Source organism: Salinarimonas sp., assembly GCF_040111675.1.
Classification (GTDB): Bacteria; Pseudomonadota; Alphaproteobacteria; order Rhizobiales; family Beijerinckiaceae; genus Salinarimonas.
Genome location: NZ_CP157794.1, coordinates 1,949,025 through 1,967,801 on the forward strand (window position 1 = coordinate 1,949,025; position 18,777 = coordinate 1,967,801).

The 18,777-nt window shown below is 69.9% G+C and carries 23 protein-coding genes; 15 read left to right on the forward strand and 8 right to left on the reverse strand.

Annotated features, from left to right (window positions below; translation table 11 throughout):
* Positions 1-82: 82 nt before the first annotated feature.
* The 3 genes from ABL310_RS09085 to ABL310_RS09095 all read right to left on the reverse strand — a co-directional run bounded on the left by ABL310_RS09085 (position 83) and on the right by ABL310_RS09095 (position 2,540).
* Entirely contained in the window at positions 83-655 is a 573-nt protein-coding gene (locus ABL310_RS09085; protein WP_349371353.1) for a hypothetical protein, read from the reverse strand.
* A gap of 44 nt (positions 656-699) precedes the next feature.
* Complete coding sequence (locus ABL310_RS09090) at positions 700-1,002, reverse strand: hypothetical protein (protein WP_349371354.1); 303 nt, start codon at positions 1,000-1,002, stop codon at positions 700-702.
* A gap of 92 nt (positions 1,003-1,094) precedes the next feature.
* Positions 1,095-2,540, reverse strand: a complete 1,446-nt coding sequence (locus tag ABL310_RS09095) for a carotenoid oxygenase family protein (RefSeq protein ID WP_349371355.1) — start codon at positions 2,538-2,540, stop codon at positions 1,095-1,097.
* Between the two features lie 677 nt (positions 2,541-3,217).
* On the opposite strand from ABL310_RS09095, the gene ABL310_RS09100 reads away from it, so the two are divergent.
* From ABL310_RS09100 to ABL310_RS09115, 4 genes are read left to right on the forward strand one after another with little or no spacing between them, the layout of a single operon-like run.
* On the forward strand, positions 3,218-4,954 hold the full coding sequence (locus tag ABL310_RS09100) for a glycosyltransferase family 39 protein (protein ID WP_349371356.1): 1,737 nt from the start codon (positions 3,218-3,220) through the stop codon (positions 4,952-4,954).
* Positions 4,951-5,727, forward strand: a complete 777-nt coding sequence (locus ABL310_RS09105; protein ID WP_349371357.1) for a glycosyltransferase family 2 protein — start codon at positions 4,951-4,953, stop codon at positions 5,725-5,727. Before ABL310_RS09100 ends, ABL310_RS09105 begins: the two co-directional genes overlap by 4 nt.
* On the forward strand, positions 5,724-6,059 hold the full coding sequence (locus tag ABL310_RS09110; protein WP_349371358.1) for a lipid-A-disaccharide synthase N-terminal domain-containing protein: 336 nt from the start codon (positions 5,724-5,726) through the stop codon (positions 6,057-6,059). The genes ABL310_RS09105 and ABL310_RS09110 overlap by 4 nt, the downstream gene beginning before the upstream one ends.
* Before the next feature lie 17 nt (positions 6,060-6,076).
* Positions 6,077-6,697 carry a pyridoxamine 5'-phosphate oxidase family protein gene (locus tag ABL310_RS09115; protein WP_349371359.1) on the forward strand — a complete coding sequence of 207 codons (621 nt, stop codon included), beginning with the start codon at positions 6,077-6,079 and terminating at the stop codon, positions 6,695-6,697.
* 4 nt (positions 6,698-6,701) lie between these two features.
* Here the strand turns inward: ABL310_RS09115 and metC are convergent, their stop codons facing one another.
* Positions 6,702-7,883 (reverse strand): cystathionine beta-lyase, encoded by a 1,182-nt coding sequence (gene metC / locus ABL310_RS09120; protein WP_349371360.1) that lies wholly within the window; start codon positions 7,881-7,883, stop codon positions 6,702-6,704.
* Positions 7,884-8,208: 325 nt separating this feature from the next.
* Here metC and ABL310_RS09125 point away from each other — a divergent pair, with 325 nt between their 5' ends.
* The 10 genes from ABL310_RS09125 (at position 8,209) to ABL310_RS09170 (ending at position 15,973) form a co-directional block, all read left to right on the forward strand.
* Positions 8,209-9,234 carry an amino acid ABC transporter substrate-binding protein gene (locus ABL310_RS09125; RefSeq protein WP_349371361.1) on the forward strand — a complete coding sequence of 342 codons (1,026 nt, stop codon included), beginning with the start codon at positions 8,209-8,211 and terminating at the stop codon, positions 9,232-9,234.
* Between the two features lie 153 nt (positions 9,235-9,387).
* Positions 9,388-10,587, forward strand: coding sequence for an amino acid ABC transporter permease (locus ABL310_RS09130; protein ID WP_349371362.1), 1,200 nt, complete (start codon positions 9,388-9,390; stop codon positions 10,585-10,587).
* Between the two features lie 19 nt (positions 10,588-10,606).
* Complete coding sequence (locus tag ABL310_RS09135) at positions 10,607-11,764, forward strand: amino acid ABC transporter permease (protein ID WP_349372030.1); 1,158 nt, start codon at positions 10,607-10,609, stop codon at positions 11,762-11,764.
* Positions 11,764-12,567 carry an amino acid ABC transporter ATP-binding protein gene (locus ABL310_RS09140; protein ID WP_374730407.1) on the forward strand — a complete coding sequence of 268 codons (804 nt, stop codon included), beginning with the start codon at positions 11,764-11,766 and terminating at the stop codon, positions 12,565-12,567. The genes ABL310_RS09135 and ABL310_RS09140 overlap by 1 nt, the downstream gene beginning before the upstream one ends.
* Before the next feature lie 277 nt (positions 12,568-12,844).
* The gene (locus tag ABL310_RS09145; protein WP_349371364.1) at positions 12,845-13,483 is read left to right on the forward strand and encodes an isoprenylcysteine carboxylmethyltransferase family protein; all 639 of its coding nucleotides are present in this window, start codon (positions 12,845-12,847) and stop codon (positions 13,481-13,483) included.
* A 79-nt stretch (positions 13,484-13,562) separates the two neighbouring features.
* Positions 13,563-13,841 carry an acylphosphatase gene (locus tag ABL310_RS09150; protein ID WP_349371365.1) on the forward strand — a complete coding sequence of 93 codons (279 nt, stop codon included), beginning with the start codon at positions 13,563-13,565 and terminating at the stop codon, positions 13,839-13,841.
* A 91-nt stretch (positions 13,842-13,932) separates the two neighbouring features.
* Positions 13,933-14,112, forward strand: a complete 180-nt coding sequence (locus ABL310_RS09155; protein WP_349371366.1) for a hypothetical protein — start codon at positions 13,933-13,935, stop codon at positions 14,110-14,112.
* Positions 14,113-14,211: 99 nt separating this feature from the next.
* Complete coding sequence (locus ABL310_RS09160) at positions 14,212-14,634, forward strand: hypothetical protein (RefSeq protein ID WP_349371367.1); 423 nt, start codon at positions 14,212-14,214, stop codon at positions 14,632-14,634.
* A gap of 137 nt (positions 14,635-14,771) precedes the next feature.
* The gene (locus ABL310_RS09165; protein WP_349371368.1) at positions 14,772-15,326 is read left to right on the forward strand and encodes a sigma-70 family RNA polymerase sigma factor; all 555 of its coding nucleotides are present in this window, start codon (positions 14,772-14,774) and stop codon (positions 15,324-15,326) included.
* Positions 15,327-15,337: 11 nt separating this feature from the next.
* Complete coding sequence (locus tag ABL310_RS09170) at positions 15,338-15,973, forward strand: DUF1109 domain-containing protein (protein ID WP_349371369.1); 636 nt, start codon at positions 15,338-15,340, stop codon at positions 15,971-15,973.
* Positions 15,974-16,025: 52 nt separating this feature from the next.
* Here the strand turns inward: ABL310_RS09170 and ABL310_RS09175 are convergent, their stop codons facing one another.
* The 4 genes from ABL310_RS09175 to ABL310_RS09190 all read right to left on the reverse strand — a co-directional run bounded on the left by ABL310_RS09175 (position 16,026) and on the right by ABL310_RS09190 (position 18,315).
* A complete protein-coding gene (locus ABL310_RS09175) occupies positions 16,026-17,024 on the reverse strand; it encodes an HWE histidine kinase domain-containing protein (RefSeq protein ID WP_349371370.1) in 999 nt (332 codons plus the stop codon).
* A gap of 10 nt (positions 17,025-17,034) precedes the next feature.
* The gene (locus ABL310_RS09180; protein ID WP_349371371.1) at positions 17,035-17,370 is read right to left on the reverse strand and encodes a helix-turn-helix domain-containing protein; all 336 of its coding nucleotides are present in this window, start codon (positions 17,368-17,370) and stop codon (positions 17,035-17,037) included.
* Positions 17,371-17,442: 72 nt separating this feature from the next.
* Positions 17,443-17,823, reverse strand: a complete 381-nt coding sequence (locus ABL310_RS09185; protein WP_349371372.1) for a cyclic nucleotide-binding domain-containing protein — start codon at positions 17,821-17,823, stop codon at positions 17,443-17,445.
* A 168-nt stretch (positions 17,824-17,991) separates the two neighbouring features.
* Positions 17,992-18,315, reverse strand: coding sequence for a hypothetical protein (locus ABL310_RS09190; RefSeq protein ID WP_349371373.1), 324 nt, complete (start codon positions 18,313-18,315; stop codon positions 17,992-17,994).
* Between the two features lie 222 nt (positions 18,316-18,537).
* Between ABL310_RS09190 and ABL310_RS09195 the strand changes: the two genes are divergently transcribed.
* Positions 18,538-18,732 carry a hypothetical protein gene (locus ABL310_RS09195; RefSeq protein ID WP_349371374.1) on the forward strand — a complete coding sequence of 65 codons (195 nt, stop codon included), beginning with the start codon at positions 18,538-18,540 and terminating at the stop codon, positions 18,730-18,732.
* Positions 18,733-18,777: the final 45 nt, after the last annotated feature.

Below are 18,777 nucleotides of genomic sequence, written 5' to 3' on the forward strand. Positions count from 1 at the left end.
GCCGCCATCGGGGCAACGCGCACGAGAACGCCGCGTGCTCTTCGGGAGCGGGCGGCGCTCGCGCGGCCGTCTCCGAGTGACGTCAGCCGGGATAGATCAGCTCGAACTCCGCCTCGCTGAGCTGCGCGTCGTCGCCGGCCATCCGGCCGAACATGATCTCGGCGAAGGTCTCCCGGTCGACGGGCTCGCCCTGGCCCACCCAGGCCTCGTAGATGCCGGCCTCGCCAGCGGCCGTGGTGAAGGCGTCCTCCATCAGCTCGTTCTCGCGCGCGGCGATCGCGTCGTAGGCGGGGCCCTCGACCTCGATGTCCTCGAACCAGGAGGCGTAGCCGCGCTCGTATTCCTCGCGGGTGAGGATCGCGTTCGCGTCCCGGTCCCACGAGCCGAACAGGCCGGCGTAGAATTCCCCCTCGCCGAGCAGGTCGTCGGCGTCCGTCTGCCACGCGTCGTAGGTCTGGTCGACGAACGGCCGGAACTCGGCCGCGTCGAGCGCCTGGTCCTGGTTCGCGTCGAGCTGGGCGTAGCCGCCGATCGCGCCCGTGGCTTCCGGCGCGGTCGCGTCCTGCGCCATCGCGGCGGGCGCGAGGAGGAGCGCGGCCGCGAGCGTCGCGACGGACGCGCCGCCGGCGAGGGTCCTGCAAAGGTCGATCTTCATCGGATGGCCTCCTTCGGGAGTGGCTCGGTCTCGTGCGCGCCCGCTCACCGGTGCGCGCCGTGCTCCCCGTGCTCGCGCTTTTCCACCGTGTCGCGCCCGACGATCTTCGAGAACATGCTGTCGGGCTCGTAGAGGAGGGCGAGATTACTCTCCTCGAACTGCCGGAAGAACTCGTCCCAGGAGATCTCCGTCAGCGCCTCGTGCTCGGATTGCTGTGCGTCGGGAAACATGATGCGGATGATGCCGACATTATCCCCGCCATGCGTGCGCTCGACGGCGGCGGGCTTGCCGCCCTTGCCGTCGGCCCATTTGCGGATCGTGTCGTGGTCGGTCGTGGCTTCGGCCATGGCGAACCTCCCTGTCCGTGCGCCCGCCGCAGCGGCGGGCCTGCGATCAGACAGGGCAATGGGCGAGCGCCCGCGCGGTTCCGCCGCGCGCCTCAGGCGTGCAGCGGCCCGTCCTCCGGGTCGCCGAGGAAGTTGCCGTGGAAGCCGAAGGTGACGATTTCCGGCGCCTCGGCCCGGGCGATCTCGGTCAGCGTCGCGGCGTCGAGCACCAGCAGGAAGGAGCGCTCCGCCCCCGCGTCGAGCACGACCGAGAGCAGCACGCCGTCGTCCTCCGCCGCGGCGCCGGGCCGGCGCACGAAGACCGGCTCGCCGGGCCAGGCGCCGTCCTCGCGCCAAACCAGGGCGTTGTCGGCCGGATCGCCGTCGAGGTCGAGCTTCACGATGGAATCGAGGAAGTCCTCGCCGGCCTGCCCGGCGCCCCAGACGAAGCGGTACGGCCGCCCCTGCCGGCGCGGATAGTCGATGCGGGGCAGCTCGATCGGCGTGTGTGACAGGAGCCGCGTCTCGACCGGCCCGTCGTCGGGCGGCAGCGTCAGGCGCACCAGCCGGCCGACGGCGCGCACCGGCTCCGCGCCGCGCAGGCGCGCGAGGTAGAGATCGTCGATGACGGAGGCGTCGTCGTAGGCGACGAGATCGATTTCGAGCCCGCCGTCCTCGCGGTCGACCGCATTGACGTGGTGGAAGGCGAAGAGCGGCGGCGCCGTCCAGCGGCCGACCAGCGCGCCGCTCTCCTTGTCGAGGACGGTGAGCGTCGTGCCGCGCCGCGGGTCCCAGCGATAGTTGCGGATGAAGGGCTTGCCCGAGAGGTACAGGACGAGCGGGTTCACCACGAAAGGGAACTCGGCGAGCACGATGCGCCGCGTGCTCATGCCGAAGGAGTGCATGTAGGACGGTCGCTCGACCGGGATGCGGGCGATCTCGCGCTCCTGCGCGCCGTCGACCACGTGCACGTGGTAGAAGGATTGCCGCCCGAAGGAGATCAGGTAGGTGTAGGCGAGGCGCCCGTCGTGATGCGGGTGCGCGGTCGACACCGAGCCCTCCACCGACGCGCCGAAATCATGGATGCCGAGCGTCTCCAGCGTGTGTGGGTCGAACCGCACCGGCAGCCGCGTCTCGGTGAGAGCGACGAGGTCGTCGCCGATCCGGTTGACGCTCACCACCGCGTTGTCGGTGATGGTCGGCGCGAAGATCGCCTGCACGCGGCCGAAGAGGCTCCGGCAGGGGTCCGTCGCGAACTCGGCATGGACGATGCGGCCCTGGCGCTTGGCTTGCGTGTAAGCCTCCGAGCGCAGGAAGCGGCTCTGGTAGGTCACACTCCCGTCGGCGATGCCGAACCGGTGAAGCCGGGCGAGGCCGTCGAACCAGTGCGCGTAGGCTTGGCGGCCCACCTCGAACTGGGCCGGGGCGACGCGCAGGAGCGCGCCGGAGAGCCAGTCGGGCAAGCGACCCTTCACGGCGAGCTGCGTCGTCTCGAGCTCGCGCGGCACGCTCCTGAAGCCGACGGCGTAAGGCGCCGCGCCTTGATCCGATTCGCTCATTCCGTCCTCGACCCCCGCCCGCCGCCAGAACCGGATCGCGCGGCGGTTTGTTCCGGCCACCGTCGCACGGGAGGCGGGCCGCTGGCCACAGGCGATCGCGCGCCGAAGCGCCGCCACCGGAGCGCGACCGCGCCGGATCGTGCGCGCCGATGGCGGTTGTCGACCGGCGGTCGGCTCGCTAGCGGAGATGCGCGCAAAACGGGTTCGGTGCGCCAGGCGCGCCAACGGAGTCGATCGGGCAGAAGTCAGGGCGGGCCAGGGCCCCGTGTCGGGAGATGGGCTCCCGCGCCCCAATGGAAGAAAATTGGGGCAAAAGCCTTGCTCGATCGATCGGAGGATGAGCGATGACGTGGTTTCCACGCCTGAGCTTGTCCGTCAGCTTCCGCAGCGTGCGGAAGACGAGCTGGCACCTCGTCTTCCGCATTTCGCTCGGAGCCTGACGAAAAAGAGAGGGGAGGGGAAACTCTCCTCTCTCACTCCGAAACCCAATGTAGCACGTCCGCCGTCGGCGACAACGCCCACCGCGCCCCTTCGACGGCCCCGCCGCGCCTCTGCGCCGTGCCGTCGCCTTGATTTCGCCGGCCGTCCGCTCCACACCCGCTCGCGACGGGGAGCGCCTTCGCCGTTTGACATTTCAGGCCGGATTGCGGAGATGACCCGCGCCGCCGGAGCCCTTCATGACGACACTCTCCCTCAACCGCGACGGAAGCTTTCCGAAGCCGGACCGCGGCTCCGCGGGCGGCCGAATCCTCGCCTTCGCGGAGGGCGGGCACGGACGCGCGGCCTTCCTCCTCGTCCTGATCTGCCTCGTCTGCTTCCTGCCGGGCTTCGTCTCGCTCCACCCGATGGATCGCGACGAGCCGCGCTACGCGCAGGCGACGAAGCAGATGCTCGAGACCGGCGATTTCGTGGACATCCGCTTCCAGGAGGAGGCTCGGCACAAGAAGCCGGTGGGGATCTACTGGATGCAGAGCGCCGCGGTCTCCGCCGCCGACGCGCTCGGGCTCGAGGCAGCCCGCACCACGATCGCGGCCTACCGCGTCCCCTCGCTCCTCGGAGCGATCGCGGCGACGCTCCTCACCTACTGGGCCGCGCTCGCCCTGGCGCGACGGCGGGAAGCCTTCCTCGCCGCGGCCTTCCTGGGCGCGAGCGTCATCCTGATGGTCGAGGCCCGGCTCGCCAAGACCGACGCCGTTCTGCTCGCCACCTGCGTCGCCGCCATGGGCGGGCTCGCCCGCGCCTGGCTCGCGCGCGGCGCGGGGCGGCTGCCCACCTCCGTCTTCCTGATCTTCTGGGTCGGCATCGGCGTCGGGGTCCTGGTGAAGGGGCCGTTGATCCTGTTCTTCACCGGGCTCGCGGCGGCCGCTCTCGCGCTGCACGAGCGCTCGGCGCGCTGGCTCGGGGCCTTGCGGCCGCTGCCGGGGATCGCGCTCGCGCTCGCGATCGCAGCGCCCTGGTTCGTGATGATCGCCCTGCGCTCGGGCGCGGATTTCTTCGCGGCGTCGGCCGGCCAGGACCTGCTCGGCAAGGTCGGCACGGCCCAGACCTATCACTGGGCCCCGCCCGGCTTCTATCTCGCCGCCTTCTTCGCGACCTTCTGGCCCGGCGCGCTGATGGCCGCGATCGGGATCGAGTTCGCCTGGCTGAACCGGCGCGTGCGGGAGGCCGCCTTCCTCCTGGCCTGGGTGGTCCCGGCCTGGCTCGTGCTCGAGCTCGTGCCCACCAAGCTGCCCCACTACACGATGCCGCTCTACCCGGCGTTGGCCATCGCGGCCGCGCTGGGGATCGGGCGGGGCTTCGTCGGTCCCTACCGGCTGCGCTTCAAGCTCTTCGGATGGCTGCTGGCGCTGGTGCCGGTGGCGCTGCTCGTCGGCCTGCCGATCGGTGCCCACGTCCTCGGCGACCGCCTCGGCTGGCCTGCGCTCGCGGCGCTCGGGGTCGCCGCCGCGATCGCGCTCTACGCCTGGCGGCTGTGGGCGAAGGCGCGGGTGGAGGACGCGGCGCTCGCCGGGATCGCCTCCGCCATGGCGCTCGCCGTCGCCGTGTTCGGCTTCGCGCAGCGCGACCTCGTCTCCCTGAAGCTCTCGCCGAGCCTCGCCACGGCGTCCGAGCGGGCGCTCGCCTGCGAGGACCCGCGCCTCGGCACGCTCGGCTATCGCGAGCCGAGCCTCGTCTTCCTCGGCGGCACGAACCTCGCGATGCTCGATACGCCGGCCGACGCCGCCGCCTTCCTCGCCGCGGGCGGCTGCCGCGCCGTCTTCGTCACCGATCGGTTCGAGGTCGGCTTCGGCCAGGCCCTCGCGGAGGCCGGCGTCGCCGCGGCCCAGGCGGATCGCGTGATCGGCTTCAACATCAACGGCGGCGACCCGCTCGGCATCGGCGTCTACGTCCGGGCCGGGGAGGGCGTGCGATGAGCGCGCCCGTCCTCTCCGTCGTCGTCCCCGTGAAGAACGAGGCCGGCAACGTCCTGCCGCTCATCGCCGAGATCGAGGCCGCCTGCGCGCCGCTCGGCTCCTTCGAGATCCTCTACGTCGACGACGGCTCCGACGACGCCACCCCGCAGGAGCTCGCCGCCGCGCAGGCGACGCGCCCGCATCTTCGCGTCATCCGCCACGAGACGAGCTGCGGGCAGAGCGCCGCCGTGCGCTCCGGCGCGCGCGCGGCCCGCGCGCCGCTGATCGCGACGATCGACGGCGACGGGCAGAACGATCCCGCCTTCATCCCCGCCCTCGTCGCGGCGCTCGAGGCGGCGGGTCCGGCCTGCGGGCTCTGCGCCGGCCAGCGCACCAGCCGCAAGGGGCGCTTCAAGGCCTTCCAGTCCCGCGTCGCCAACGGCGTGCGCCGGCGCGTGCTGAAGGACGCGACGCGCGACACCGGCTGCGGGCTCAAGGTCGTGCGCCGCGACGTCTACCTCATTCTGCCCTATTTCGACGCCCTGCACCGCTTCATGCCGGCCCTCGTCACCCGCGAGGGCTATTCCGTGGTCCATGTCGACGTGAAGGACCGGCCGCGGCTCGCCGGCGCCTCCAAATACGGCATGTTCGACCGGCTCTGGGTCGGCATCCTCGACCTCGCCGGCGTCTGGTGGCTGATCCGGCGTCGCCGGCGCGTCGCGCAGGCGCGCGAAATCACCGTCGAGCCGCGCGCCGCCGAGCGCGTCGCCACCCCCGAAGGATCGTCTCGATGATCGCGAACCTGCTCAACGACCTCGGCGGGCGCCTGCACACCATCTTCATCGACGGGTTCGACGTGGTGGTGCTGATCGGGCTCCTGGGCCAGCTGCTCTTCACCGCGCGCTTTCTCGTCCAGTGGATCGCCAGCGAGCGGGCCGGCAAGAGCGTGGTGCCGATCTCGTTCTGGTTCTTCTCGCTCGGCGGCGGCTTCATCCTGCTCGGCTACGCCGTCTATCGGCAGGACCCGGTCTTCATCGTCGGCCAGGCGCTGGGCTCGTTCATCTACATGCGCAACCTGATGCTCATCGCCAAATCGAAGCGCGAGACCAAGACGCTCACCTCCTGAGCCGGGAAGCGGAGACCATGCCCGAGCGCCGCGACAAGCCCGCCTTCGCCGACGATCTCGACGAGACGCTCGCCCATTCCTGGCGGCAGCTCGCGCGCGGCGTGAAGGACCGGCGCTCGCCCTTCCACACGCCGAGCGTGGCCACGATCGGGCTCGACGGACGCCCGCGGCTGCGCACCGTCGTGCTGCGCGGCGTGGAGCCCGCGACGGCGCGGCTGCGCTTCCACACCGACGCACGCGCCGACAAGGTGGCGGAGCTCGCCGCCGATCCGCGCATCGCGCTCCACGCCTACGACCCGCAGGGGAAGTTCCAGATCCGGATCGAGGGGCGGGCGATCGTGCACCGCGACGACGCGCTCGCCGAGCAGGCCTGGCGCGCCTCGCGCATGACGAGCCGCGCCTGCTACGCCACCGAGCCCGCGCCGGGGAGCGCGATCGGCGAGGGCGGGGCCTTCCGCCTTCCCGCCGACGAGGGCGAGATCCTCGCCGGCCGCGCGCATTTCTGTGCGGTCGAGGTGGTCGCCCAGACGCTCGAGACCCTCTATCTCGCCCATGACGGCCACAGGCGGGCGCGGTTCGGGCTGCAGGAGAACGGGACGAGCGCCGGGCGGCACGAGGCCTGCTGGCTCGTCCCGTGACCGCTCACCCCGCCGTCTTCAGCCGCGCGAAGCCGGCGTCGAGGTCCTCCTTCAGGTCCTCGAGGTCCTCGAGCCCGATGTGGAAGCGCAGCATCGGGCCCTCGTGACGGAAGGTGGTCGCCGTGCGGTAGCTGGCGCAGTCGAAGGGAACGACGAGGCTCTCGAACCCGCCCCAGGAATATCCCATCCCGAACAGGGACAGGCCGTCGAGCATGGCGGCGAGCGCGTCGCGCGAGGCCGGCAGCAGCTCGATCGAGAACAGGCCGGAGGCGCCGAGGAAGTCGCGCTTCCAGATGGCGTGGCCGGGATCGTCCGGCAGGGCGGGATGCAGAACGCGCCGTACCTCGGGTCGCTGCCGCAGCCAGCGCGCCATCTCCAACGCCTGCGCCTCGTGCTCCTTCAGCCGCAGGGCCATCGTGCGCAGCCCGCGCAGGCACAGGAAGACGTCCTCCGGGCCCGGGCAGTTGGCGAAGAGATCGTAGGTCCGCCGCAATTGCGGCCAGGCGCGCTCGTTCGCGGAGACGACACCCATCAGCAGGTCGGAGCCGCCGGAGAGGTACTTGGTGCCCGCCTCGACGGCGAGATCGACGCCGCGCGCATGCGGCGGGAAGTAGAGCGGCGTCGCCCAGGTATTGTCCATGATCACGAGCGCGCCGTGGGCGTGGGCGACCTCGGCGATGGCCGGGACGTCCTGCATCTCGAAGGTCTGGGACCCGGGCGCCTCGGTGAACACGACGGAGGTGTTCTTCCGCATCAGGCTCTCGACGCCGGCGCCGAGATGCGGATCGTAATAGGTGGTCTCCACGCCGAGGCGTGCGAGCATCTTGTCGCAGAACTCGCGCGTCGGCCGGTACACGCTGTCGGTGACGAGAACGTGATCCCCCGCCTTCACCGCGCTCAAGAGCGCGAGCGCGACGGCCGAGAGGCCCGACGGCGCGAGCACCGTCCCGGCCGCCCCGGCGATCTCGCTCCAGGCGGATTCGAGGGAATCGGTCGTCGGCGTGCCCTTCGTCCCGTAGCTGTAGCGCCCCCGACGATGGACGAGGTCGTCGTAGGTCGGATAAAGAACAGTCGATCCACGGTATATTGGCGTATTGATGAAGCCGTGCTGGAGTTCAGGGTCGCGCCCGGCGTGAACGAGGCGGGTGCGATCTCTCCAGCGGTCTGCTGCATTATCCTGCGTCATTTGCATCCTCGGCTTGCGTATGCGGTGGGCATGGTACTCGAGGCCGCCGCGTTCGCACGAAAAAACCCTCTCTCGAACGAAGCGGATTCGCGCATGGACACTTGACCGCATTCGCACGCTGCCCTGAGATGCGGGCGTGACGGTACCCGGGCGAGCGCGGCATTATCCCAAAGGCTGATCTGGCATTGACGCACAATACGCATTTTGCCAGAGATCACGGCGCGCTCGGAAGCGTGGCCATGGCTCGCGCGGGCGCCCGACACACGTTGGGGCTGACTTGACTAACGGGTCGGCGCAGAAAACCTTCCTTGGGAGAGCAAAAAGCATGAAGAAAGCGCTTACCACCATCGCCTTCGGCTTCGCCGCGACGGTCGCCTTCACCGGCGTCGCCTCGGCGCAGGAGACTCTCGCTCAGGTCCTCGAGCGCGACGAGCTGATCTGCGGCTCGAACCCGGGCCTCGCCGGCTTCGGCGTTCCGGACGCGGAGGGCAACTGGACCGGCTTCGACGTCGACTATTGCCGCGCCGTCGCCGCGGCCATCTTCGGCGACCCGAACAAGGTCTCCTTCATCCCGCTCTCGGCCAAGGACCGCTTCACCGCGCTCCAGGCCGGCGAGATCGACGTCCTGTTCCGCAACTCGACCTCGACGATGTCGCGCGACACCTCGCTCGGCCTCGACTTCCCGGGCATCAACTACTACGACGGCCAGGGCTTCCTGGTCTCCACCGACCTCGGCGTGACCTCGGCGCTCGAGCTCGACGGCGCCTCGGTCTGCGTGCAGCAGGGCACGACGACGGAGCTGAACCTCGCCGACTTCTTCCGCCGCAACGACATGGCCTACGAGCCGGTGGCGTTCGCGACCTCGGCCGAGGCCGTCGAGTCCTACCTCAACGGCCGCTGCGACGCGTTCACGACGGACGCCTCGGGCCTCGCCTCCGAGCGCCTGCGCGCCCCGACCCCGGCGGATCACATCATCCTGCCGGAGATCATCTCGAAGGAGCCGCTCGGCCCGGTCGTGCGTCACGGCGACAACCAGTGGGCCGACATCGTCCGCTGGGTGCACTACGCCATGCTCGAGGCCGAGGAGTACGGCATCACCTCGGAGAACGCCGCGCAGATGCGCGACACCAGCGAGGCGCCGGCGATCCGCCGCCTGCTCGGCGCCGAGGGCAATTTCGGCGAGATGGTCGGGCTCGGGAACGACTGGGCGTTCAACGCGATCTCGATGGTCGGCAATTACGGCGAGGTCTTCGACCGCAACATCGGCGAGGGCTCGCCGGTTGGCCTCAGCCGCGGCCTGAACGCTCTCTACACCGAGGGCGGCCTGCAGTACGGCCACCCGATCCGCTGATCGGCGAAGAAAAGCGAGCGTCGCGCGAGAAGCGCGGCGCTCTTCTTGCATCCGTAGAATACGAAAGCCGCCAAGGCTGGGAGATCGCGGTCGGGACGTCCGCGATCGGGTGCGTCTCTCCGGCGAGTACAGCCGGCAAGTGGAGGGTCGGACGTGGCGAGCGTCGTCGAGCAAACGCCACCGCGCGGATCGTTGATCTACGATCCGAGAGTGCGGGGTCTCTTCTTTCAAGCGGTTCTCGTCCTGGTCATAGGGTTCCTCGCCTATGAGGCGGTGACGAACGCCGCCGAGAACCTGCGGCGGGCGAACATCGCCTCGGGCTTCGGCTTCATGGAGCAGCCGGCCGGGTTCGACATCAACCAGGCCTTCATCACCTACTCGTCCGCCACCTCGACCTACGGCGAGGCCTTCGTCGTCGGCCTGCTCAACACGCTGATCGTCGCGGTGATCGGCATCGTGCTCGCGACGATCATCGGTTTCGCGATGGGCATCGCCCGGTTGTCGAAGAATTGGCTGCTGGCCAAGGTCGCCTCCGCCTACGTCGAGATCGTCCGCAACCTGCCGCTGCTCCTGCAGCTGCTGTTCTGGTACAACGCCGTTCTCGCGACGCTGCCCTCCGCCCGCGACTCGATCTCGATGGGCGCCGGCTTCTACCTGAACGTCCGCGGCCTCGTGATGCCGGCCCCGGTCTACAACTGGGACGCCTTCGCGATCCCGCTCGCGGCCGCGATCGGCCTCGTGGCGAGCCTCGTGATCCGCCGCTGGGCGAAGCGTCGCCAGGCGGCCACCGGCGCGCAGTTCCCGGTGAACTGGACGACCTTCGGGCTCGTCGTCGGGCTGCCGGCGCTGGCCTGGATCGTCCTCGCGCTGTTCGGCGCCAACCCCATCGCCTTCGACATCCCGGAGCAGGGCCGCTTCAACCTGACGGGCGGCATGCAGCTCTATCCGGAATTCGTGGCGCTGGTTCTCGGCCTCGCGATCTACACCGGCGCCTTCATCGCGGAGGTGGTGCGCGCCGGCATCCTCGCCGTCTCGCGCGGCCAGACGGAGGCCGCCTCGTCGCTCGGGCTCAAGCCCGGCCAGACCATGCGCTTCGTCGTCATCCCGCAGGCCATGCGGGTGATCATCCCGCCGCTCACCAGCCAGTACCTCAACCTGACGAAGAACTCCTCGCTCGCGGTCGCCATCGGCTACCCCGATCTCGTGCAGGTCTTCATGGGCACGGTGCTGAACCAGACCGGGCAGGCCGTCGAGGTGGTGGTGATCACGATGCTCGTCTACCTGACGATCTCGCTGACGACCTCCTTCTTCATGAACATCTACAACCGGCGCATCGCGCTGGTGGAACGCTGAGGGGCGCGCCGTGACCGTCATGACCCGTCCCGATCCGGCCGACGCCAAGCGCTTCGTGCGCACCGAAGACGTCGCCGCCATGGCGCCGCCGCGCAGCGTCAGCGGCCCCCTGGTCTGGATCAAGGAGAACCTGTTCTCCGGTCCCGTGAACACGGCCTTCACCATCGTGGTGGCCTGGTTCCTGTTCTGGGTGCTCCCGCCGATCTTCGACTACATGATCGGCGACGCCGTCTGGCAGGGGACCGACGGCTCGGCCTGCCGCGAGGACGTCACCGGCCGCGAGGTCGGCGCCTGCTGGGCCTTCGTCTGGGACCGCATCAACTACTTCATCTACGGCTCCTATCCGGCGGACCTGCGCTGGCGCCCGAACCTGTTCTTCCTGGCGCTGGCGATCGGCATCGTCTGGATGCTCTGGCTCGACGCGCCCAGGCGCGGGCTCGGCGCGATCTACTTCTTCATCGTGGTGCCGCTCCTCTCCTACTGGCTCCTCGCCGGCTTTCCGGCGATCGGGCTGCAGAACGTGCCCACCGGCCTGTGGGGCGGCATCCTCGTGACGATCGTCGTCTCGGCGGTCGGCATCGTCGTCTCGCTGCCCTTCGGCGTGCTGCTCGCGCTCGGCCGACGATCGAGGATGCCGATCGTGCGGCTCGTGTGCGTGATCATCATCGAGTTCACGCGCGGCGTGCCGCTGATCACGGTGCTGTTCATGGCCAACACCATGCTGCCGCTGTTCCTGGCGGAGGGCATGACGGTGGATCGCCTGGTGCGCCCGCTCATCGGCGTCGCCTTCTTCGCCTCGGCCTACATGGCCGAGGTGATCCGCGGCGGGCTGCAGGCGATCCCGAAGGGGCAGTACGAGGGCGCCATGTCGCTCGGCCTGTCCTATCCGAAGATGATGTACTTCATCATCCTGCCGCAGGCGCTGCGGATCGTGATCCCGGGCATCGTCAACACCTTCATCGGCCTGTTCAAGGACACGACGCTCGTCTCCATCGTCGGCATCTTCGACCTGATCCGCACGATCGAGTCCGCGCGCGTCGACCCCAATTGGGCCGCGCCCTCGGTGAACTATTCCGGCTACGCCTTCGCGGCGATCTTCTACTTCCTCTGCTGCTGGGGAATGTCCTGGTATTCGCAGTCCGTCGAGCGCAGGCTCGCGGCGAGCGAGAAACGATGATGGGAACGGAAGCGATGGACAGCATGAACCTCGAGAAGCCGCAGGTGGCGGCCAGCCAGGCCTCGCGCACCGAGGTCGCGGTGGAGATGCAGGGCGTGCACAAGTGGTTCGGCGAGTTCCACGTGCTGCGCGACATCAACCTGCGCGTCATGCGCGGTGAGCGCATCGTGGTCTGCGGCCCCTCCGGATCCGGCAAGTCGACCATGATCCGCTGCATCAACCGCCTGGAGGAGCACCAGAAGGGGCGCATCATCGTCGACGGGATCGAGCTCACGAACGACCTGAAGCGGATCGACGAGATCCGCCGCGACGTCGGCATGGTGTTCCAGCACTTCAACCTCTTCCCGCACCTGACGATCCTCGAGAACTGCACGCTCGCGCCGATCTGGGTGAAGAAGATGCCCAAGAAGGAAGCGGAGGAGATCGCGATGACGTATCTCACCCGCGTGAAGATCCCCGAGCAGGCGCACAAGTACCCGGGCCAGCTCTCCGGCGGGCAGCAGCAGCGCGTCGCCATCGCCCGCTCGCTGTGCATGAACCCGAAGATCATGCTCTTCGACGAGCCCACCTCCGCCCTCGACCCCGAGATGGTGAAGGAGGTGCTGGACACCATGGTCTCCCTCGCCGAGGAGGGGATGACCATGATGGTCGTCACCCACGAGATGGGCTTCGCCCGTCAGGTCGCCGACCGCGTGATCTTCATGGATTACGGCCAGGTGGTGGAGATGAACACGCCCGAGGAGTTCTTCTCCAACCCGCAGCACGAGCGCACCAAGCTCTTCCTGGGCCAGATCCTGCACTGAGCAAGACGTCGGCTCGAACGAGAACGCGCCGCGCGGGCTGCCCGCGCGGCGCGTTCTCGTTCGTGCGGAGCGCCCCGGTACGAACCCGGATCACGTTGCGTCAGGGCTTCAAAAAACATCGGGCCCGTGTTGTACTGTCGATGCGCAGGAGAGAGCGTGCCGTCAGAGCCGCCCCCCGGAGCGCGCGGGAAGTGTGTGCGGCTCGGTGCGGAACGCGACGCCCGGGCCGAGCCGGCTCGGCCGGCTGGGGCTCGTCTGGCGCGAAAAGGCCGCTCACGTGGACCTGTTGACTTTCGGGCGCGCGGCGCTCGCCTGCTATTTCACCTTCATCGCCGTCTTCTATACGGCGAAGCTCTTCGCGCTGCGCGCGCGCACCGGGCGCTCGCACCTGGCGAGAGGCCCGCGCGGCTCGGCGCAGGCCGTCGGGCGCACCTTCTTCAACGTCTTCCGGCTCGCGATCTGGGGCGTGTGCGTCGCCCGCGTGATCGACCCGCGCGTCGACGTCCTCGTCGGGCGCTTCGATGCGCTCTACACGGCGCCCGTCGTGGCGAGCGGCCTGCTCTTCCTCGTCGCCTCCCTGGCGCTGGTCGTCTACACCCATTCCTACATGGCCGAGGACTGGATGACCGGGACGAGCGCCGAGGGTCCGCGCCAGCTCCTCACGGGCGGTCCGTTCGCGGCCATGCGTCATCCGCTCTTCGTCGCCGTGGCGTTGGGGCAGATCGGGTTCTTCCTGGCGTTGCCGAGCGTCTTCTCGCTCGTGGCGCTTCTCGTCGGCATCAGCGTGCTGCGCATCCAGGCGCACGTGGAGGATCGCGCCCTCGACGCCCGCTTCGGCTCCGCCTGGCGCGCCTATGCCGAGCGCGTCCCCGCCTTCGCCGTGCCCGGCCCGTTCCGGCGCAGGGCGCGCGGCTGAGGTCGGGGACGTCCCCTTCCGAGAGGGTGGCGGACGCCCTATGTCCCACCGGCCGGACATCGAGCGAGGAGAGACCGCCATGCCCAACAGCGCCGTACGCGTCGTCGTCTCGGGACAGGTCCACGGCGTGGGCTTTCGCGCCCATGCCGCCGAACGCGCCCGCGAGCTCGGGCTGCGCGGCTACGTCCGGAACGTCGAGGACGGGACGGTGGAGAGCGTGGCGGCCGGTCCTGCGGGCGCGGTCGAGGCCTTTCTCGCCGCGCTGCGGTCCGGCCCGCCGGCGGCGCGTGTCTCGGACCTGTCGGTGGAGGCGCGCGCGCCGGAGACGGTGACGGAGGCGGATTTCCGGGTCCGCTGATCTCGGCGCCGTCTCGCGACGTCTGTTGCCGGCGAGCAACACACGTCGCGGCCTGACCGTGCTACGCCTCCGGCCTGACAGGAGGCGACTCATGAACGACGATGAGACGGACCGCCGGGACGACCGGGCCCGTGCCGAGACCGAGTCCGAGCGCCCCGCGGTCGTGGCCTACGATCCGTATTTCCCCGCGTCGCGTGGTGTCGGGGACGGCGATCGGCTGGTGCCGTTCGATCCGTATTTCTCGAGCGACGGGTCCAGCGATTTCGATTGAGCGCGATTTCGCGCGGTTTCGTCGCGAACTGTCGCGGCGGCGCGAACCGGACGATAAGAGGTCGCGCGCACGGTGCGTGGGTTTCGACAGGAGGCTCACGTGAAAACCGTCATCGCAACCGCTCTCGCCGCTGCGTTCGCCGTCTCCCTCGCCGGCCCGGCGTCGGCGTCCGACGCCTTGCGCTTCATCCTGATGGATCGAGCGGCCACGGCCGAGCCGACCGCGCCGACGAGCGAGCCGGCCGCGGAGAACCCGCTGGCGGGCCTGTTCGGAGCCGAATTCGGCGAGGCCGTCTCCGCGCTCGCCCGGGACCGGGGCGATCTGAGCGGAGGCGCGTTCGGTCATACGGTGTCCGAAGCGGCGTCCTCTCGCAACGGCCGCGGCAGCCGCGACGGCGCCGACGAGTCCGGCGCCGCCGAGACGGCCGACGCCGGCGACGACGGCAGCGCCGGCGATAACGGCAACGGCGGCGGCGGCAACGGCAACGGCAACGGCGGCGGCAACGGCAACGGTCGTTCCTGACGCCGCGCTCCCGACGCCGTGAGCGATGCTCACGCGCGCGCTCACGCCGATGTGCGCGCTCCCCACGGTCGTGTGAGGACACCAAGACCGGTTTCGGGTGTAACAGGGAGACCTCTCGTCACGAAGAGGGGTCAGCCATGACAAATCCGGTCGAGACACATTGGTCGTCCCTCATGCGCGCCGCCAATCGCGGCGACGAGGGTGCGTACCGCCGGCTCCTGGCCGAGCTCGCTCCCGCCATCCGGGCGAAGATCCGGGCGAAGGGGGCGCGCTACGGCCTGTCGGGGGCGGACGTCGAGGACGCGGTGCAGGAGACCCTGCTCGCAATCCACGTCAAGCGCCAGACCTGGCGCGAGGACGAGCCGATCCGTCCCTGGGTGTTCGCCATCGCCGGCTACAAGATCGTCGATCAGATGCGCCGCCGGTATCGGCACGCCGAAGTCGACATCTCGGACTTCACCGAGATCCTGCCGGCCGAGGCCGAAGAGGATCCGACCGTCGCCTCCGACATGGATCGCGTCGTGGGGCGCCTTTCGGGCCGTGCGGGCGAGATCGTCCGCGCCATCGGCATGGAGGGCGCGAGCGTCGCGGAGGCCTCTCAGCGCTTCGGGATGACCGAGGGCGCGGTGCGGGTCGCCCTGCACAGAGGCTTGCGCAAGCTGGCCGATCTACGAGCGAGCATGGTGGGATGAGGACGATCGAGATGCGAACCCAGGACCTGATCGACACGCTTGCCGCGGACCTCAAGCCGCAGAAGCCTTTCGCCGCCGCGCTCGCCCCCGCGCTCGCGCTCGGCTTCGCCGTCAGCGCCGCTCTGTTCCTGACGATGCTCGGGCCGCGTCCCGACTTCGTCGCGGCCCTGGAGAGCGCGCGCTTCCTGGCGAAGCCGACGGTCGCCCTGCTTCTCGCCGCCGCCGCGCTCGGGCTCGCCGCGCGCCTCGCCCGGCCGGGCGCGCCCGCCTCCGGCTGGGGGCTCGCGCTCCTCGCCGCGCCGGTGGCCGCGATCCTGTTCTCGGCGGTCGAGCTCTCCGTCCTGCCCGCGAGCCTCTGGAGCGCGGCCTGGATCGGCCAGAACGCCGTCTTCTGCCTCGTCGCCATTCCCGTCCTGGCGATGCCGACGCTCGCCGGGCTGATCTACGCCCTGCGGCGGGGCGCGCCGCTGCGTCCCCGACTCGCCGGGGCGGTCGCCGGCCTCGCGTCCGCAGGTCTCGCGGCGAGCCTCTACGCCACCTACTGCCCCGACGACAGCCCGCTCTTCGTCGCCACCTGGTACACGGGCGCGGCTCTGATCACGGCCGGGGTCGGCGCGCTCGCCGGAAAGCGCTGGCTGCGCTGGTGAGCGCCTCGGGCGGCGATCGGCCTCGTCTTCGGAGGCCGGTCGCGCCGGGGTCTCAGGCCAGGATGCGCCGCCCGAGCGGCATGACGATCCGGCAGACGACGCCCTGCGGCCCGACCTCGAACGTCACCTCGGCCTCGAGCTCGTAGGGCAGGGTGCGGGTGAGGAGCTCGGTGCCGAAGCCGTCGCGGACCGGACGCTCGGGATCGGGCGCGACACCGGTCTCCCGCCACACGAGGGTGAGCACCGCAGGCTCCTTGCGGCGCTCGATCGACCAGGTCACCGAGACCGCGCCGTCGCCGCCGCCCGCGAGCGCGCCGTACTTCACCGAGTTCGTCGCCAGCTCGTGGATGGCCAGCGTGAGCGCCTCCGCCGCCTTGTAGCGCAGGTTGACCTTCGGCCCGCCGATCCTCACGCGGCCGCCTTCCCGTGCGGCGCAGGCGGTCAGCTCCTCGGCCACGAGGTATTCCAGGTCCACGCCGCCTGCCGGATCGCGGGTGAGATGCGCCTGCGTGCGGGCGAAGGCGTTGAGCCGCCCCTCGAAGTGCGAGGCGAAGTCGGCGACGGTCTCCGCCGTCTCCCCGGTGCGCCGGGCGATGGAGCGGACGATCGAGAGCATGTTGCGCACGCGGTGCTGCAGCTCGCCCATCAGGATCTTCTGGTGCTCCTGCAGGCGGCGCAGGTCGTCGACGTCGGTCGAGGCGCCGAACCATTCCGGCTCGCCGCTCGCGTCGTCCGAGATGGCCGTCGCCCGCGTCTGGAACCAGCGATACGCGCCCGTGCCGCCCTCGCGCAGCCGGTGCTCGACGCTGAGCGCGCCCGCCTGCGGAGCCGTATCCCAGGCATGCTCGACGGCCTCTCGGTCGTCTGGATGAACCGCGGCGAGCCAGCCGCGGCCCTGGCTCTCCTCCGCCGACAGGCCGGTGAAGGCGATCCATTGCGGGCCGCACCAGGTCCACTCGCCCGCACCTCGGGCGCGCCAGACCAGCTGCGGAAGGTTCTCGAGGAGAACCTTCAGCCTCGCCTCGGTGTCGTCCTGCCGGCGTTCCGCCATCAAGCCCTCCTCAGCTCTCGCCGCCCGCGGCGAGCGCGCCGAGGAAGAAGGGCGGCTGCTCCGCATCCGTCTGCGTCGCGCGCGACGCTTCCTCCAGATGCAAGTAGCCGGGCGCGAACAGCGCGACGCTCTGCAGACCCTCGAGATCATGGATCGTCAGGTGCTTGCCGCGCAAGGTGATCAGGTTGGAGGCCCGCAATTCTTGAAGCGTCCGATTCACGTGGACGGCGGAGATGCCGATCGCGTCCGCGAGCATGGCCTGGGTGACCGGCAGCTCGCAATTGCGGCCGTGGGACATCCCGATGGCGCGCAGGCGGAAGTAGAGCTCGCAGATCAGGTGGGCCATGCGCTCGAGCGCCGTGCGCTGGCCCAGATTGACGGTCCATTCCCGTTGCAGGGCGTGGCCCGCGAGATCCGATCAGGCGAACGCCTGCGCCAGACGGGGGCTCGCCCGAAGCAGCTCCGCCAGCCGGGCCGGCGCGATCTCGGCGACGGTGACGGCCGTGATCGCGCCGAGGCTGTGATCCGCGCGGGCGAGAAGCAGCGCCTGCTGCTCGCAGAGATCGCCGGGCAGGGCGAAGGAGAGGATCTGACGGCGTCCGTCCTCGAGCGACTTGTAGCGCATCGCCCAGCCGTCGAGGAGGAGATTGAGGCCGCGTGTGCGATCGCCCTCCCGCGACACGTCCTCGCGCGGGCCGACGCGCCGCGTGCGTTCCCGGGAGACGTCGTCGAGCAGCCGCTCGTCCTCGCGGGTCAGCGGCGCGTAATGCGCGAGGCGTCTGACGAGCGGATTGCTCATGAGGCCACCGCCGGAGCGCCGAGTGCTTCGCCACGAGTTTCGACCATACGCATACGCCGCCTCCGCTTCTGGGGTGGTCCGACCTCGCCGACCCGCCACGCCTCCCTTTCGTAGTGTCGGTCCGAACTAAATCGATTGCAATCAGGCTTATGGTCGAATACTTGTTGTTTATACACGTATTTCGCGCGTTCTTGTGTCGATCGCCCGCAACGGGGGTGCGATCCCGGCATCGGCCAGAAAGAGGTAGTAGCCTGTGAGCCGCACGCCGTGACGCGCGGCATCCGGATCGAAACCGCGCGGCGCACCCGCCGGATTGTCCAGCCGACCGCCGAAATCCCACGCATCGCCGATGATGAAGGCCGGGACCGGGTAGTGTTCCGGCACCGCGCAGTACAAATCCGGCTCATTTCGCCGCCGGAACAAATTGTACGCCAGCTGATCGCGACTTTGCGAAGTATTGCGCTTTGTTAAAGAAAAAGAGACGACGTTCATCTTCCCCACCGCCGTAGACATCGCGCCCCCAGTGCGTTTCGATTGATAGAGAACTGACGGAAGCGTTCCACAACATACGTTAGATCGTTCGGGGGTACGGAGTCGTACGGGGATGCCCGTCCGCTGTCGAACCCTTGCGACGAGCGTGGCTAGAACTTCCTCGGGGCTCGCACGTTCCGAGCGATCCCGCGGCCTGCGCCGCACCTTCGAGAGGAGATCGTCATGCGAACGACCCCGACCCGAGCGGCTTGGCTCGCGCTCGTCGCGGCGCTCGGCTTCGGCCTCGCCGCCTGCACCACCACCGAGGAGCGGATCGGCGGCGCGGCCGCCGGAGCCGCGGTGGCCGGCCCCGTCGGCGCGGGCGTCGGCGTCCTGGCGGGCCCGCCGGTGGCCGAGCAGGCGGAGCGCTCCTTCTGACGAGGTCGCTCCGGGAGCGGAAAGCGGCGGTTTTCGGCTTCACCT

Bases quoted from the DNA above. Each gene is read 5' to 3' on its own strand.
- ABL310_RS09110 (WP_349371358.1), top strand. From the start codon at position 5,724: ATGATCGCGAACCTGCTCAACGACCTCGGCGGGCGCCTGCACACCATC.
- ABL310_RS09185 (WP_349371372.1), bottom strand. From the start codon at position 17,823: ATGAGCAATCCGCTCGTCAGACGCCTCGCGCATTACGCGCCGCTGACC.
- ABL310_RS09195 (WP_349371374.1), top strand. From the start codon at position 18,538: ATGCGAACGACCCCGACCCGAGCGGCTTGGCTCGCGCTCGTCGCGGCG.
- ABL310_RS09115 (WP_349371359.1), top strand. From the start codon at position 6,077: ATGCCCGAGCGCCGCGACAAGCCCGCCTTCGCCGACGATCTCGACGAG.
- ABL310_RS09090 (WP_349371354.1), bottom strand. From the start codon at position 1,002: ATGGCCGAAGCCACGACCGACCACGACACGATCCGCAAATGGGCCGAC.
- ABL310_RS09180 (WP_349371371.1), bottom strand. From the start codon at position 17,370: ATGGCCCACCTGATCTGCGAGCTCTACTTCCGCCTGCGCGCCATCGGG.
- ABL310_RS09135 (WP_349372030.1), top strand. From the start codon at position 10,607: ATGACCCGTCCCGATCCGGCCGACGCCAAGCGCTTCGTGCGCACCGAA.
- ABL310_RS09165 (WP_349371368.1), top strand. From the start codon at position 14,772: ATGACAAATCCGGTCGAGACACATTGGTCGTCCCTCATGCGCGCCGCC.
- ABL310_RS09125 (WP_349371361.1), top strand. From the start codon at position 8,209: ATGAAGAAAGCGCTTACCACCATCGCCTTCGGCTTCGCCGCGACGGTC.
- ABL310_RS09170 (WP_349371369.1), top strand. From the start codon at position 15,338: ATGCGAACCCAGGACCTGATCGACACGCTTGCCGCGGACCTCAAGCCG.
- ABL310_RS09100 (WP_349371356.1), top strand. From the start codon at position 3,218: ATGACGACACTCTCCCTCAACCGCGACGGAAGCTTTCCGAAGCCGGAC.
- ABL310_RS09085 (WP_349371353.1), bottom strand. From the start codon at position 655: ATGAAGATCGACCTTTGCAGGACCCTCGCCGGCGGCGCGTCCGTCGCG.
- ABL310_RS09105 (WP_349371357.1), top strand. From the start codon at position 4,951: ATGAGCGCGCCCGTCCTCTCCGTCGTCGTCCCCGTGAAGAACGAGGCC.
- ABL310_RS09150 (WP_349371365.1), top strand. From the start codon at position 13,563: ATGCCCAACAGCGCCGTACGCGTCGTCGTCTCGGGACAGGTCCACGGC.
- ABL310_RS09190 (WP_349371373.1), bottom strand. From the start codon at position 18,315: ATGAACGTCGTCTCTTTTTCTTTAACAAAGCGCAATACTTCGCAAAGT.
- metC (WP_349371360.1), bottom strand. From the start codon at position 7,883: ATGACGCAGGATAATGCAGCAGACCGCTGGAGAGATCGCACCCGCCTC.
- ABL310_RS09175 (WP_349371370.1), bottom strand. From the start codon at position 17,024: ATGGCGGAACGCCGGCAGGACGACACCGAGGCGAGGCTGAAGGTTCTC.
- ABL310_RS09140 (WP_374730407.1), top strand. From the start codon at position 11,764: ATGGGAACGGAAGCGATGGACAGCATGAACCTCGAGAAGCCGCAGGTG.
- ABL310_RS09095 (WP_349371355.1), bottom strand. From the start codon at position 2,540: ATGAGCGAATCGGATCAAGGCGCGGCGCCTTACGCCGTCGGCTTCAGG.
- ABL310_RS09155 (WP_349371366.1), top strand. From the start codon at position 13,933: ATGAACGACGATGAGACGGACCGCCGGGACGACCGGGCCCGTGCCGAG.